The sequence below is a fragment of the Massilia pinisoli genome, assembly GCF_024753285.1.
GTDB lineage: Bacteria > Pseudomonadota > Gammaproteobacteria > Burkholderiales > Burkholderiaceae_D > Telluria > Telluria pinisoli.
Genome location: NZ_JANUGW010000006.1, coordinates 249,044 through 263,813 on the forward strand (window position 1 = coordinate 249,044; position 14,770 = coordinate 263,813).

Genomic DNA, 14,770 nt, shown 5'->3' on the forward strand with positions numbered 1-14,770 from the left:
CAGGACTGCGCGCAAGAACATCAACGTTTGCCTCCGTCGTCCAGGTGAGTCCTAGAGGTCCAAGACGGCTCGGACGGCTCAGCACCCGAACCAAGGCGCCCGAGATCGATACAGGCAGCCTGGCGAGTACGTGCGGCTACTCCGTAAGCTTTGGTGGCCAGGTTCCCGGCTCGTGCATAAGGCCGAGCGCGCCCAGGATGTACCGCGACGCCGTCTCTTGATGCTTCGCGAGGTGCTCGACTCCGACGTGGATGTACCCCATCGTGACGTTGCCGGCCGCGTGGTTGAGCAGGTACTTCAACTCCAGCAGCGGCACGCCCGCCCTCACGGCCAGTGTCGAGAAGCAGTGACGCAGGGCATGCCCCGTTAGGCCGTCCAGCTCGTGCTGGGCGACCTCGGCGACGTGGCCCGACTCGGACTCTGCGGGGAACAGCCACCGTGCCTTACGCTGGAGCTTGGGGCTTTCGTTTAGGCGGTGGCCGAGCAGGTCCACGAGGACGGCAGAGAGGGGCAGGTCGAATGCCCTTGTCGAGCCTCCCTTCGGCTTGGGCACATGCAGGCGTGCCGCGCAGAGGTCCAGGTCCTCCGGGCGGGCCTCACAGGCCGATGTGCGGCGCATCCCCGTCAGCATCATGAACAGGTGCAGGTCGCGCCTCACGGGGTGCAGCCCGAGCACCGCCTTGCCCCACGCCAGCAACCTCTCGGCCTCGACGTCCACCTTCCGACGGCGCAGCCCGTGATAGTCAACGTTGGCGGTCGGGTTCGGCGGCAGGTCGGGATGCTCACGCAGCCCGCGGTTGTACAGGGCACGGAAAATGCGGAAGACGTTGTCCGCAGACGGCGCGCCGTGCCGCTCAGTGATCCGACGATGGCGTTCGCGCATGCCAGCACGGTCCGCGCCGAGCTCGGCCAACGGTTTGTCGAGCCAGTCTTCGAGGTACTGCTCGCAGTTGTACCGGTAGTCCTCTTTGGTCCTTGGGGACAGCGGCTTGGCCGCTAGATGGAGGTCGAGCGACTCACGCAGGGTGATACCCCGCGCCCGAGCCTTGCGCCTCTCCTCGTTGGGATTCGCCCCTGCACGCATGTCGACCAGGGTCTTTCGGGCCGCGTCACGAGCCTGTTTGGCATCCATTGCCGGGTGGTCACCCAGCTTCGTACGGACCTGCCTGCCGTTGACGAGGGATTGGACGTAAAAGCCCCGTTTGGTCGGGGTGACGATCAGGTAAAACCCACGCATCTCGCTGTCGGCGTACAGCATGGACTTGCCCCGGGCTGGGGCTGGAGCCCTCTCAACGAGGGACTGTGTTATCTTCGACTTCATGTGCTGGCTCCAGGTTACGGGGCCACGGCTCGAACACGGTTTAGCACCACACTGTGCTGTGTTCAGTCGTGTGTTTTTCTCCCCTGTAGAGCTATTAAGTCGTAGTTTTCCCTAGAAGTAAGCGCCCCCCGAGCAACTAATTTCAAATCATGGCACAGCATCTGCGTGCTGATTCGTAATGCGAAGGTCACCAGTTCGATTCCGGTCAGCGGCACCAACACAGTGAGAAGGGCCTCCCAAGCGGGAGGCCCTTTTTGCTTTCCGGTCGTACTGCGTTCATTGTGTAACCGCTGCGTAACCCGCCGACATCAATACTGTCGGCCAAGGTGGATACGATGTCGATCCACCAGACCTGCAATCAGCAGATTGACCCGTTCGTGCTCTTGCCTGTTGGCACATCAAGACCAAAATAGCAAGAATATCCCTCCTTCTTGGTATAGGTGCAAGAGAGGTCGCCTTTGTTCCTCTCCCGGTAATCCTCGGCACCGCTACAAGGGGTCTTTGTGTCTGGCCCAATTTGGTCGAATAGCCCCTTCGCGAGTGGCCCCTTGAACATGAACGCCACCTTCTGGTCCTTTTTCGTTGGAGGCATCATGTCACCCAGCTCGCCGCCGTACACCTGGTAGTCGCCCTTCAGCGGCTTCGGGCGGCCGTCCCAGGCTTCCGGCTTCTCGGCGGCCTGGGCTAGCGAGTACAGGGCAAAGGCCGCGACGATGAACAGCGCGCGCTCGCTCATGATGCGAACCTCGGCCAGAGCTCGACGTGGAAGTGGTCGTTGTGGTTGATGACGGTCTTCACGCGCGCGGGACCTAGCGCTTTTTGCACCACCTCGTCGTTGAAAAAAACGATCCTCGTCCGCGGGTGGTCCAGGAACAGACGAATCAGCGTGGCCGTGGCCCCCTGGTCGTACACCTTGTCCTTGTAGTTGCAGCGAGCGCCTTGGCCCGTCACATAGTCTTTGCGCACCGGGCGGCAGTCCATCTCGATACCGAGCTGGTGCGTTTTGTGTCCGTCGAACGGCTCGCCTCCGTCGATGCTGATGTTCCCGATCCCGAACTTCCGGTCACACATGGCTTGCCACTCCCGTTCGATATGGAAAATGAAACTGAGCATGTTAGGGTGGGCGTACTGCGCCAGATGGCCGGTGCCAGGCACTCCGTGCAGGTTCCCGTACACGTAGTAGCCCGCATCCTCGGGCGCTTGGGGCAGCATGAAGTAGCCGCGCCGGTCTTTCGGTTGAATCGGGATCGCCATGGCGGGCTCCCTCACGCGCACTTCTTAGCAGCAAGGTCCCAGCCACCGGAGGTGCTGCCACTGGCGCCTCCGCTGATCTTCTGCTGGGTATAAGTCCATTTGACTTTGGAAAAGCATAGCCCTATGTCGTCCTGGACCAGACCGCCGTCGCGCATCACCTGATCCATATGGGAGATCATGACGTTTTCCAGCTCGATCTGGTAGTACTTCACCGGCTTGCCGTCACCGTCCGCCCGCATGAATTCGAGCTTGGCCTTCGGGATCGTTTTTCCTGTCGAGCAGTGCTGCATCAGGACCGGAGAGGCAAGGTCGGCCAACTTGGTGAACGACAGTGTGCGGTGCTCGCTATGCCCGGCGGTATGGCCCCCTGCGGTCGATACGCTGGTGCTTCTCGGCTGCGTTACGCCCCAGTGGGCAGAGGCGATCTCGATCCAGCCTTGATGTGCGGAGTCGGCTGACTCTCCTTTGATGCCGTCGATTTGCAAATATGCGTCGATTGCCATGTTTCATCTCCGATGTGTTGAACGCATCGGCAATTCTCCGCAGCCGGTCGTTTAAAAGGTTGGGGAGGCGCAGTAGATTGGCGTGATTGATCTGATGCTTTGTTCAGCTTCAATTGATGGCGGTAGCAAAATCTCGGTGTCAACGACTTTGCGCTGTCATTGGACGAGTTGGTCAGCAATAGCAGATGGACTGAGGGCGAGACTCAAACCTTTGCCCTCATCTCGCGTAGCTGTCGGCGAAGTTTCACGTTGTCCGCCACCGCGCACACGAACCCGACAGTCGCAAATACACATAGAGCATCATTGCTGCCGTATTTCCAAAATGCCCATGAGGTCACGGCCACACCCAGCCCCGTGGCGAGCAACAATAGCGAATCTTTCTCCACCGCCATGATGCCTCCATCGTCGATTGAACAAAGGACGCATTCTGGCGGGGTACCCTACCTACGACACTGGTCGGAGTCAGTCAATCGAGGGACATAGATCAACACATCAGCAAGGGCGATTTTTCTTGTTGCCGTCTCTCACGCATGCATGAGCGGGTATAGCACAAGCCCCGCCACGGCAGCCGCCGCAATGATCACGGGTTCCTGCAGCTTCTTGAAGCGCCACAGCAGCGCGATCGTCGCCACGGCCAGCAGGGCGGTGGGGAGGTCGATGATGGAGCGGCGCGCCAGCACGACGACGGACCCCGTGATCGCGCCGATGGCGGCCGCCGTGATGCCGTCCACGAACGCCGCGAGGCCGGGGTGCTTGCCGTAGCGCTTGAAGTAGGGTGCCGGGATGACGGTGAACAGGTAGCACGGGAGGAACGTGGCGAGCGCCGCCGTCGACGCGCCCGCGAAACCCGCGATCAGGTAGCCGATGAAGCCGACCGTGATCACCACCGGGCCCGGCGTGATCATCGCGACGGCGACGGCGTCGACGAACTGCTTGTCGTTGAGCCAGTGGTGTTCCGTCACGACGCCGCCGTACAGGAACGGCACGATGGCGAGGCCGGAGCCGAAGACGAACGCGCCCGCCTTGCCGAAGAAGACGGCGATCTGCGTCAGCAGCGGCACGTCCAGCGACCCGAGCAGGCTGGAACCGACGAGTGCCTGGTCGGCCACCGCCACGCCCAGCACGCCCTTGCCGATCCAGCGCGGCGGCGCGCGCAGCAGCCAGACGAGCACGCCGCTGGCGATGAACAGCCACGTGATCTCCGACTCGGTCGCAATGGTGGACAGCATCAGCAGCAGGTAGACCGCCCACAGCAGCTTGTCCTTGCCGAGCGTCTTCTGCGTCAGCTTTTTCGCGCTCATCGCGATCAGGCCGATGACGGCCGCGCCGACGCCGTAGAACACGGCCTGCATCCACGCCAGCCCGCCGAAGCGGACGTAGGCCCAGCCCAGCGCGACGACCATCAGGAACGACGGCAGCACGAACGCGATGCCGGCCAGCGTGGCGCCGCGCAGGCGGTAGTGCACGAAGCCGAGGTAGATGCCGAGTTGGGCCGCCAGCGGGCCGGGTGCGATCTGTGCGAGCGCCACGCCTTCCTTGAAATCCTCCTGCGTGATCCAGCCGCGCGCGTCGACGAGGTCGCGCTGCATGTAGCCCACGAGCGCCACGGGGCCGCCGAAGCCGAGCGCGCCGAGCCGCAGCATGTACAGCACCAGTTGCCAGAGGGTGTAGGGCGCTCGTTGCGGGTCCGTCATTGCGTGCTCTCCTTGCCGTAGTGGGTGTGCAGCGAATCGAGCACGGTGCCGATCTCGCGCAGGAAATCGTCGTCGTCCGGCAGGCGTGTGCGCGCCGATCGCAAGGTCTGCCTCACTGATGAACTCATCAAGTCTACATAGACATAGATTTATCGACAACAAGCGGCGGCGGGCGCGGCCTGCCCGGATGTTGTCACGCCGCAGCGCGCTGTTTTTTTTGCAAGGGATCGATGTTATATTGTCTGGATGGCTAAGGATGAGACATCCTGTCCGCCGCGGCCCCGGCCGTATTTTGTTACCAACGATTCCTTCGCCAGGAACCAGCCCGACCGGTTGCCATGCTCTTCAATTCCTTCACGTTCCTGTTCCTCTTCCTGCCCATTACGGCCGTCGGCTATTTCCTGCTGGCGCGCAGGGGCCACACGTGGGCCGCCGGCTGGCTGGCGCTCGCGTCGCTGACGTTCTACGGCTGGTGGAGCTATGTGTACATCCCGCTGCTGGTGGGCTCGATCCTGATCAACTACTGGATGGGGCAACGCATCGGCCACGCGGCCGGCGCGGCGCGCAAGCGGTGGCTGACGGCGGCCGTCGCCATCGACCTGCTGCTGCTCGGCTACTTCAAGTACGCGGATTTCTTCATCTCGGGCGTGAACTGGCTGGCCGCCGCGGACATCCCCGCGCTGCACGTCGTGCTGCCGATCGGCATTTCGTTCTTCACGTTCACGCAGATCGCCTACCTCGTCGACACCTACCAGGGCAAGGTCAAGGAGGCGCGCTTCCTGCACTACGTGCTGTTCATCACGTACTTCCCGCACCTGATCGCAGGCCCCGTGCTGCACCACGCGGAAATGATGCCGCAGTTCGACCGGCCCGGCAGCTACCGCTTCTCGTACCGGAACCTCGCGGTGGGCCTGAGCGTCTTCGCGATCGGCCTCGCCAAGAAAGTGCTCATCGCCGACAACCTGGCGCCGCACGCGACGTTCCTGTTCGACCAGTCCGACCTGTTTTCGTTCGCGAATGCGTGGGGCGGCGTGCTCGCGTATGCGTTCCAGCTGTACTTCGACTTCTCCGGCTATTCCGACATGGCGATCGGCATCTCGCTGCTGTTCGGCATCCGCCTGCCGCTGAATTTCGACTCGCCGTACAAGGCCGCGAACATCATCGATTTCTGGCGTCGCTGGCACATGACGTTGTCGCGCTTCCTGCGCGACTACCTGTACGTGCCGCTGGGCGGCAACCGCAAGGGCCCCGTGCGCCGCTACGTGAACCTGATGACGACGATGCTGCTGGGCGGCCTGTGGCATGGCGCCGGCATGAACTTCGTCATCTGGGGCGCGCTGCACGGCATCTATCTCGCCATTAACCACGGCTGGAACGCGCTGGCGGAGAAGCTGCGCCTGCCACGCGGCCGCGTCTGGGCCGCGTTCAGCATGGCGCTGACGTTCGTCGCCGTGTGCGTGGCCTGGGTGTTCTTCCGCGCGACCCACTTCGACAAGGCGATGACGATCCTGCGCGGCATGGCCGGCCTGGACGGCGTCGGCCTGCCCGCATCGATCGGCCTGCAACTGGGGCCGCTGAAGGGCGCGCTCGAACAGCTGGGCGTGTCGTTCTACCTGGGCGGCGGCTCGCGCTTCCTGGAGACGTGGCAATGGGTCGCCGTCGGCGCCGTCATCGCGTTCTGCCTGCCCAACACGCAGCAGATCATGGGCCGCTACGACACGGCACTGGGCGCACCCTCCTCGCCGAGCCGCACCGGCTGGCTGCTGTGGCTGCCTGCGCGCCGCTGGAGCATCTACATCGGGGCGATCCTGCTCGGCAGCCTGCTGTCGCTGAGCCGCCCCGCCGAATTCCTGTATTTCCAGTTCTGACGCGAGGGCAGCCACATGGAACAGACCCAGCACTACGATGACGACCTCGCCGTCCTGGCCGGCACCCCGGCCGCGGACGCGATGCGCTCCGACGCGGCCTATCGCCGTTTCACCGCGTGGTGCGCGGCCGTCGTCGCGGGCGGCATGCTGCTCGTCGTGGGCATCGTGGCCGTCGTCGACCCGTACCACTTGTATGGCCTCGTCGACAGCCCGCGCCTGAACCACGTGAAACCGCTGCCGGAGCAATACCGCGAGCAGATCAAGCTGGCGCAGGCGGAAGCCGTGCGGCCGGACGTGATCCTGCTGGGGAATTCGCGCGTCGAGGTCGGCCTCGACCCGGACAGCCCGCTGCTCGCCGCGCGCGGCCGCGGCGCGTACAACATGGGGATGTCGGGCACGAAACTGACTGTCTCGGAGCGCATGTACGGGAAGCTGCGGGCCGATTCGGCGCCGGCGTCGACGGCCGTGATCGGCGTCGAGTTCCTCGATTTCCTCGTCTCGCCCAACAGCAGGCTCGCACCCGCGCCGGTGCAGGCACCGTCGTCCTGGCAATGGCGCTTCGACACGCTGTTCTCGATCAAGTCGTTGACGGACGCGCTGCGTACGGTGCGCCTGCAGAAGGCGGCCGATCCGGAGACGATGACGCAGCGCGGCCAGACGCCGCTGCGCGACTACAACCGCTACGCGCGCGCGGAAGGCTATTACGCGATCTTCCAGCAGAAGGCGCACGACAACGCGAAGGCCATTCTCAAGAAGCCGCACAACCTGTACGTCGCGGGCACCGACAGCTCGGAAAGCATCGACCGCCTGCGTGCGTTGCTCGACACGATGGCACGCGACCGCACGGACGTGCACCTCATCATCTATCCGTACCACGCGCAACTGATGGCCATGTTCGACGACGCGGGGCTGCTGGGGACGATGGACGAGTGGAAGCGCATGCTCGTGCGCGAAGCGGATGCCGCACGCGCCCGCCATCCGGATGCGCACATCAGCGTGTGGGACTTCAGCGGCTATGGCGACATGCGCTGCGAACGCATCCCCGCGCCCGGCGACACGCGCAGCGTCACGCGCTGGTACTGGGAAGCCGGCCATTTCAAGTCCACGCTGGGTGAGCTGATGCTGCAGCGCATCTTCGGCGCCGAAGGCACGTTCGGCGTGCGCCTCACCGCCGATAGCCTCGACACCAACCGCCAGCGTATCGCCGCCGAGCGCGCCGCATGCGCCGCCACCTATCCCGACGTCTTTGCCGGCGCCCGCGACCTCGTCGCCGCGGCCCGCGCGCCCTGATCCGCCGGGCCGGCTCGTCCGCCGGTCCCGCGTTCCTCATCCCCGTCTTTGTTATGCAGCGCACAGTCGGGGTCGACCAAAAGTTATATTTTTTTTATTGTGGCACCGCATTCTGCCGGTGTCGTCAGAACGTCGCGCGACAGCGCAACGCGAAAGGGCCGGCTATCGGTCGAACTTTTGAACGGATGCACGGTCAGGAAGATCGGTCTACTCCGCGTTGGTCAAAATCTTACAAGAGGAATTCATCATGGATAATCAGAAGTCGAGCGAAGGAAAAGGGAGCAACCTGAGCGGCAACCAGGGCAAGGACAGCGGCCTGCCGAACGCCAGCGGCGCCGGCAACCTGGGCAGCACCACCGGTTCGGACAGCCTGAACAAGAGCAATCAGCTGAACCAGGGCAAGGACCAGCACAGCTCGACCGGCAGCAGCACCGGCGGCGCCACCGCGTCCAGCACGGGCGCCGTGGGCGGCACCAGCAATGCCGGCAGCGCATCCCCGTCCTCGTCGTCGTCCGGCATGGGCTCGATGGGCTCGATGAGCGCTTCGGGTTCCACCGCCAGCGGCACCAACAGCAGCATCGGCAGCACCCAGAGCCGCCAGAGTGCCGGCGCGGCCACCGGCTCGGGTGTCGGCGGCGATTCGCGCGACATGGGCGCCCAGGTGAATGCCCGCGCGCAAGACCTGCACCAGTCCATCGACAAGGCTGCCGACGCCGCCCGTCCGATGGTCGACAAGGCTGCCGATGCGGCCCGTCCCGTCGTCGACCGTCTTGCCTCGACGGCCCACGCCGGCGTCGACAAGCTGCAGGGCATGCTGAGCGGCGCCACGGTCAACCTGGGCCAGCGCCAGCAACAGTTGACGGACGCCTATGGCCAGTGGAAGGAAGCGAGCTTCGAGTACGTGCGCCAGAAACCGGGCACCGCGATCGCCATCGCCGCCGCCGCCGGCTTCGTGCTGGCCAAGCTGCTGGGTGGCCGCAACCGCGATTATTGATCGGACTTCGATCGGCAAAAGAAAACCGGCTCGCGCCGGTTTTCTTTTTTGCGTAGGGTGGACGGGTCTCCCGTCCACGCGTTCAACTCCCTCATGTGTTGAGGCGACATTTGCGGTCGTTGGACGCGTGGACAGCGGAGCTGTCCACCCTACGCCCGTTTTCAGCGTAGCGACAAGTCCCACACGCCGCGCCCATACGTCGACGCGCGCAGGAAGCTGCCGTCGGGCGGCATGTACAGGTCGCTCACTTCGACCGTCGGCAGCCCCGCCCCGAACTGGCTCCAGGTGATGCCGCCATTCGTCGTGCGATACACGCCGAGCCACGTGGCCGCGTACACGGTGTTGCCGGACAAATCGTTCGGCGCCGCCAGCAGTTTCTGGATCGGCACGTTCGGCAAGCCGTTGCCCGCGGCGGCCCACGTTGCGCCGCCATCCGTCGACTTCACGACCCATACGCTCTGCCCGAATGGGTTTTCCGACGCCACGTACAGCACCGAGTTGTTGGCCCACGCCACGCTGCTGTTGTAGCCGAGGTGCCCCGGCACGAGCGTATTGCGCTGCTTCCACGTGGCGCCGCCATCAAGCGTGATCAGCACGCGGCCGCCGGGCGCCACGGCCGCCACGTGGTTCAGGTCGATCGGGCTGACGGCCACGCTGTGCGACGCGCCGCGGATGTACGTGGCGGCCGTGTTGCCGCTGAAGATCGGCTTCCACGAGGCGCCGGCGTCGTCGGTGCGGTAGATCAGGCTTGCCGTGTTCGTGAAATAGGTTTTGCCGTTCGGGTCGGCCTGCGCGGACGGCGTGGCGATCGGCGTCACGAAGTACGCGTTGCAGGCATTGATCCCGTTATACGTGCAGGTGGCGTCGTCGAATGCCGGATCGGTCCATTTCTTCTGGATGTTCGGATCCTTCTGCGCGTAATAGATGTAGCCGTAGACGTAGCTGCCGAGTGCCGTCACGTTGCGCGACTGGCTCCAGCCGACGCCGAAGCCGTCGCCGCCGAAGCTCTGGTTGAACACGCTCGTGTTGCCGACGCGGATGCGCGTGCCGTTGTCCTGCAGGCCGATCAGCACGCTCTTCGGATCGGAGCCCGACGTCGCCATCGAATAGATCAGGTGGTCGACGAGGCCCGTGTTCTTCTGGTCCGTCCACGTCTTGCCCTCGTCGTAGCTGAGGAACAGGCCGCCGTCCGTGCCGATCATCACGCGCTTCTTGCCGCCCGCCGTCGAGACGGTGGCCGTGTGGTGGTCGGCGTGCGCGTACGGCAGGCCGAATTGCGCGAGCCAGTTCGTCATCAGGCGCCACGTCTTGCCGCCGTCCGTCGTCTTGCCCGTGTTCAGCTGGCCGCCCAGGTACACCGTGTTGCGCGTGGGGTCGGTCGGGTCGACGACGATCATGTGGTTGTAGAAGCCCTGGCCGCCCATCAGTTCCATGGTCGGGTTTTCTTCGTTCGGGTTCACGGGCGCCTTGCTGTTCAGGCCCAGCGGCGTCCACGTGTAGCCGCCGTCGGCCGAGCGGAACAAGTCCTTCTGGTCGCAGCCGCTGCTGCACGAGTTGGCCGCATACGCGTACACGACGTTGTCGCCGGGCGCGCCGACCGCGAGCGTAATGCGGCCCGCGCCGCCCGTCAGGTTCGGTGCGGACAGCGGCGACCACGAGATGCCGTCGTTCGACCAGTACAGGGTGGCGGGGCTGTAGTAGCCGCTCGTGGCGACCGTCGCCAGCCAGCCCGTGCTCGTGCGCGCGAGGCTCCACACGCGGCCGCCGTTCAGCACCTGCGTGTAGTTGTTGCCGCCGTCGGCCGAACGGAAGATGCCGGCGTCCGTCGCCACCAGCACGATGTCGGTAGCGCCGCGCGTATCGACCTTCACGTCCAGCACCATGCCGGAATTGCCGAGGAAGACGAACGGCGACCATGTATTGCCGCCGTCGTTCGTCTTCAGCATCGCGCCGCCGACGATCGGGATGCCGTCGAACGGATCGCCGGTGCCGTAGTAGAGCGTCTGCGGGCTGCGGCCGAGCGCCGCCGCGCCGCCGCTCGTCGTGATGACCTTGTCCGTGATCGGGATCCACGTCGGATACGGCGATTCGAAATTGCTGGTCTTCCAGATGCCGCCCGACGACGACAGCAAATAGACCGTGTTCGGGTCCGTCGGGTGCGGCAGGATGTTGCGCAGGCGGCCGCTGTCGGTGACGCTCAGCTGGATGTCGTTCTGCGTCTTGACGGCGCGGGTCGGGCCGATCGACTGCCATTGCGGCACGCCTGCCGGCGGCGCGGCGCCGGGCGCGAGCTGCGGATAGGTCGAGCGCTGCTTCGCCCATTCCTGCACCATGCGGCGCGAGAAATCGACGGGGACGGTCGCGCCGTAGCGGGCCTTCAGCCATTCGAGGCGGCCCATCACGGTCGGCCGGTCTTCTTCGCCTTCGCCTGAGGTCTGGAATGAACGGAACGTCTGGGCACTGCGATAACCGCTATCGTCGGTCGCCGTCTGGGCCTGGGCCAGCGACATCGTGCCGGCTGCAGCGAACAAGCCGCCCAGCCAGGTTGCCTTGTGTAACCAAGTCATCATGTCTCCCACTTTGTGAGTTGTCGTTGTCTCGCAGACAAGCTGATGAGCCGTATCTGCGTAGCAAAAGACTATGACTCGTGTGGATTCATGTCACTACCTGTTACAAAATTTGTATCCAAATGTATTAGATGATGTAGTTTTTGGTGAACATTACTTGATCGGGGTCGTTTCCCGAGCGGGAGTCTCGGCGGGATGGCGGCGCATCTTGTGAGCCATGCGTCCGAACCAGTGCTCGATGTCATCGACGTACGTGAACACGGCCGGCACCACGAGCAGGCTCAGCAAGGTCGACGTGATCAGGCCGCCGATCACGGCGACGGCCATCGGCGAGCGGAAGCTGGGGTCGCCGGACAGGCCCAGCGCCAGGGGCAGCATGCCGGCGCCCATGGCGATGGTCGTCATGATGATGGGGCGGCTCCGCTTGTGGCACGCGTCGACGAGGGCGTCGAAGCGGTTCATGCCGGCCTTTCGCGCGAGGATCGCGTAGTCGACGAGGAGAATCGAGTTCTTCGTTACGATCCCCATCAGCATGATGAGACCGATCATCGTCGGCATCGACAGCGCGTTGCGCGTCAACAGCAGCGCGACGAACGCGCCGCCGATCGACAGCGGCAGCGCCGCGAGGATCGTCACCGGCTGCAGGAAGTCGGTGAACAGCAGCACGAGGACGCCGTAGATGCACAGCACGCCGATCAGCATCGCGAGACCGAAGCTGGCGAACAGGTTCTGCATCTCCTGCGCATCGCCCAGTTCCGCGATCGTCACGTTCGGCGGCAGGTTTTTCAAGGCGGGCAGGGCGCGCGCCTCCGCGTTCACCTCGCCCAGCGAGCGCCCGTTCAGCTCCACTTCCAGGGTGACGTTGCGGCTGCGGTTCAGGCGGTCGATCTGCGCCGGGCCGCTTTCCATCGTGATCGTCGCCACGTTCGCCAGCAGCACGGGCCCGTTCTTGCCGGGCACCGTCAGGCGGCCGATGGCGTCCAGGTCGGCGCGGACCGTATCCGGCAGCTTCACGCGGATCGGCACCTGGCGCTCCGACACGTTCATCTTCGCCAGCACCTGGTCGTAGTCGCCGGCCGTCGCCACGCGTACCGTCTCCCCAATGTTCGCGGCCGTCACACCGAGGTCCGCGGCGCGGGCGAAATCGGGGCGGACGATGATTTCCGGGCGCACGAGCGACGCGCTGGAACTGACGTTGCCGATGCCGTGCAGGGTGCGCATGTCGCGCTCGGCGCGGCGCGCGGCTGCCGTCAGCGCGACCGGGTCTTCGCTGCGCAGCACGAGCTGCATCTTGACACCCGTGTCGGGCGGGCCGACGGTGAAGCGGGCGCCGGGGATGTCGGCCAGCCGGGCGCGCAGCGCCGATTCGATCGCGTTGAGCTTCTGCTTGCGGTCGCCGCGCGGCACGGTCGTCACCGTCAGCACGGCACGGCGCGCCTCGGCCGCGGCGCCGGGCGCGAACGCGTCGCCGCTGGACCCGCCGCCGATGGAGCTGAAGACGCGCACCACGTTCGGCGTCTGCATCGCCACCTGGCGCACGCGCTCGGCGACGGCGCGCGTCTCCGCCAGCGTGGAACCGGGCGGCAGCTCGACGTTGATCTGCGTCTGCGCGCGGTCGGCCGCGGGCACGAAGCCCGTCGGCAGCAGCGGCACGAGCGAGATCGAGCCGACGAAGAACAGCGCGGCCGCGATCATCGTCAGGCCGCGGTGGCGCAGGCACCACTGCATCGTGTGCATGTAGCGCCGCATGACGGGCCCGTCGCGCTCGTCCCCGTGCGGCAAGGGTTTCAACAAATACGCCGCCATCATCGGCGTCAAGAGGCGCGCGACGAGCAGCGACGCGAGGATCGCCAGTACGGCCGTCCAGCCGAACTGCTTGAAGAATTTACCGGGAATGCCGCTCATGAACGCCGTCGGCAGGAACACGGCGACGAGCGAGAACGTCGTCGCGATCACGGCCATGCCGATTTCGTCGGCCGCCTCCAGCGCGGCCTGCATGGGGGTTTTCCCCATGCGCAGGTGGCGCGAGATGTTCTCGATCTCGACGATGGCATCGTCCACGAGCACGCCCACGACGAGCGCCAGCGACAGCAACGTGACCATGTTCAACGTGTAGCCGAACAGGTACTGGCCGAGGAAGGCGGGGATGACGGACAGCGGCAGCGCGGCCGCCGCGACGAGGGTGGCGCGCCAGTCGCGCAGGAACCACCACACGACGAGCACGGCGAGCACGGCGCCTTCGTACAGCATGTCCATCGACGCGTCGAAGTTGTCCTCGACGGGCGCCGCGTTGTCGATCGTCTCGCGCAGCACGACGTTGCCGTGCGTTTTCCGCAGCTCGGCGACGGCCGCGCGCACACCTTTGGCCACGTCCATCTCGCCGGCGCCGCGCGTGCGGAACACCTCGAAGCCGACGACGGGCTTGCCGTCCTGCTCGGCGATGGCGCGCGGTTCGGCGACGGTGTCGGAGACGGTCGCGATGTCGTCCAGGCGCACGTGGCGGCCGTCCGGCAGCGGGATGTCCATGCGCGCCAGCTCCTGCGCCGTCTGCACGGTGGCCAGGGTGCGGACCGATTGCTCGGCACCGCCGACATCGCCGCGGCCGCCCGGCTCCTCGCGCTGCACGTTGCGCAGCAGGCGCGAGACGTCCAGCGCGGACACGCGCAGCGCCGCCATCCTGCGCTCGTCCAGTATCACGTGCACTTCGCGGTAGACGCCGCCCACGCGCTTGACGGCGCCCACGCCCGGTACGCTCAACAGGCGCTTGGACACCGTGTTGTCGACGAACCAGCTGAGATCCGGCGCGTCGAGCGCGGGCCGGCCGTGCGCGTCGGCCGGCTGCGCCGTGAAGGTCAGGACGACGCGGCCTGCCGTCGTCGTCTTCGTCACGCTGGGGTCGCGCATCTCCGCGGGCAGGTCGGCGCGCACGCGCGAGACGGCGTCGCGCACGTCGTTGACGGCGTCCGCCAAGTCTTTCTCGAGGATGAACTCGACGGTGATCGTCGCGACGCCGTCCAGCACGCGCGCATAGACGTTCTTGACGCCTTGGAGTGTCGCGACCGAGTCCTCGATCTTGCGCACCACTTCCGTCTCCAGCTGCGCGGGCGCGGCGCCGTCCAGGGTGGCCGTCACGGTGACGATCGGCAGTTCGATGTCGGGGAAATCCTGCACCTTGTTTGCCCGGAACGCCAGGATGCCCGCGAACGTGAGCAGCGCGAACAGCATGATCGCCGGAATCGGATTGCGGATCGACAGGGCGGAAAAATTCATCGTGTCGCC

12 protein-coding genes are annotated in these 14,770 nt (G+C 65.3%); 3 read left to right on the forward strand and 9 right to left on the reverse strand.

The genetic code is table 11. From position 1 onward, the window contains the following. Positions 1 to 136: 136 nt before the first annotated feature. The 7 genes from NX784_RS11055 to NX784_RS11085 form a co-directional block, all read right to left on the reverse strand. On the reverse strand, positions 137 to 1,258 hold the full coding sequence (locus NX784_RS11055; protein ID WP_258816699.1) for a site-specific integrase: 1,122 nt from the start codon (positions 1,256 to 1,258) through the stop codon (positions 137 to 139). A 421-nt stretch (positions 1,259 to 1,679) separates the two neighbouring features. Next, positions 1,680 to 2,057, reverse strand: coding sequence for a hypothetical protein (locus NX784_RS11060; RefSeq protein ID WP_258816700.1), 378 nt, complete (start codon positions 2,055 to 2,057; stop codon positions 1,680 to 1,682). Continuing rightward, positions 2,054 to 2,575: a penicillin-insensitive murein endopeptidase gene (locus tag NX784_RS11065; protein ID WP_258816701.1), complete on the reverse strand. Its 522-nt coding sequence runs from the start codon at positions 2,573 to 2,575 to the stop codon at positions 2,054 to 2,056. The genes NX784_RS11060 and NX784_RS11065 overlap by 4 nt, the downstream gene beginning before the upstream one ends. An 11-nt stretch (positions 2,576 to 2,586) precedes the next feature. Next, positions 2,587 to 3,078, reverse strand: coding sequence for an Hcp family type VI secretion system effector (locus NX784_RS11070; RefSeq protein ID WP_258816702.1), 492 nt, complete (start codon positions 3,076 to 3,078; stop codon positions 2,587 to 2,589). 203 nt (positions 3,079 to 3,281) lie between these two features. Then, complete coding sequence (locus NX784_RS11075; protein WP_258816703.1) at positions 3,282 to 3,470, reverse strand: hypothetical protein; 189 nt, start codon at positions 3,468 to 3,470, stop codon at positions 3,282 to 3,284. A 132-nt stretch (positions 3,471 to 3,602) separates the two neighbouring features. Beyond that, the gene (locus NX784_RS11080; protein WP_258816704.1) at positions 3,603 to 4,772 is read right to left on the reverse strand and encodes a chromate transporter; all 1,170 of its coding nucleotides are present in this window, start codon (positions 4,770 to 4,772) and stop codon (positions 3,603 to 3,605) included. Then, the gene (locus tag NX784_RS11085; protein ID WP_258816705.1) at positions 4,769 to 4,900 is read right to left on the reverse strand and encodes a hypothetical protein; all 132 of its coding nucleotides are present in this window, start codon (positions 4,898 to 4,900) and stop codon (positions 4,769 to 4,771) included. Before NX784_RS11085 ends, NX784_RS11080 begins: the two co-directional genes overlap by 4 nt. A gap of 210 nt (positions 4,901 to 5,110) precedes the next feature. Between NX784_RS11085 and NX784_RS11090 the strand changes: the two genes are divergently transcribed. The 3 genes from NX784_RS11090 to NX784_RS11100 all read left to right on the forward strand — a co-directional run bounded on the left by NX784_RS11090 (position 5,111) and on the right by NX784_RS11100 (position 8,924). Then, positions 5,111 to 6,640 carry an MBOAT family O-acyltransferase gene (locus NX784_RS11090; RefSeq protein WP_258816706.1) on the forward strand — a complete coding sequence of 510 codons (1,530 nt, stop codon included), beginning with the start codon at positions 5,111 to 5,113 and terminating at the stop codon, positions 6,638 to 6,640. Positions 6,641 to 6,655: 15 nt separating this feature from the next. Continuing rightward, a complete protein-coding gene (locus NX784_RS11095) occupies positions 6,656 to 7,930 on the forward strand; it encodes a hypothetical protein (RefSeq protein ID WP_258816707.1) in 1,275 nt (424 codons plus the stop codon). Between the two features lie 247 nt (positions 7,931 to 8,177). Continuing rightward, positions 8,178 to 8,924 carry a hypothetical protein gene (locus NX784_RS11100; protein ID WP_258816708.1) on the forward strand — a complete coding sequence of 249 codons (747 nt, stop codon included), beginning with the start codon at positions 8,178 to 8,180 and terminating at the stop codon, positions 8,922 to 8,924. Between the two features lie 161 nt (positions 8,925 to 9,085). On the opposite strand, the gene NX784_RS11105 is transcribed toward NX784_RS11100, so the two are convergent. Both NX784_RS11105 and NX784_RS11110 read right to left on the reverse strand, forming a co-directional pair. Continuing rightward, on the reverse strand, positions 9,086 to 11,491 hold the full coding sequence (locus tag NX784_RS11105; protein WP_258816709.1) for a WD40/YVTN/BNR-like repeat-containing protein: 2,406 nt from the start codon (positions 11,489 to 11,491) through the stop codon (positions 9,086 to 9,088). Between the two features lie 153 nt (positions 11,492 to 11,644). Next, the gene (locus NX784_RS11110) at positions 11,645 to 14,761 is read right to left on the reverse strand and encodes an efflux RND transporter permease subunit (protein WP_258816710.1); all 3,117 of its coding nucleotides are present in this window, start codon (positions 14,759 to 14,761) and stop codon (positions 11,645 to 11,647) included. Positions 14,762 to 14,770 lie beyond the last annotated feature (9 nt).